We start from the raw sequence: 245 nt of genomic DNA on the forward strand, positions 1-245 counted from the left end.
ATTCTGTTCCATGCCCTGCGGAAAATGAACATTCCCACCGTTATCTTTATCAACAAGATCGACCAGGCTGGCGTTGATTTGCAGAGCGTGGTTCAGTCTGTTCGGGATAAGCTCTCCGCCGTTATTATCATCAAGCAGACGGTGTCGCTGTCCCCGGAAATAGTCCTGGAGGAAAATACCGACATAGAAGCATGGGATGCGGTCATCGAAAATAACGATAAATTATTGGAAAAGTATATCGCAGG

The 245-nt window shown here is 46.5% G+C and carries 1 pseudogene; it reads left to right on the top strand.

The features are described from left to right. Positions 1 to 245, top strand: a pseudogene (locus ABFY71_RS19080) (tetracycline resistance ribosomal protection protein); the annotation flags it as partial.

It is taken from the genome of Devosia alba (assembly GCF_039938915.1).
In the GTDB taxonomy this organism is placed as follows: domain Bacteria; phylum Pseudomonadota; class Alphaproteobacteria; order Rhizobiales; family Devosiaceae; genus Devosia; species Devosia alba.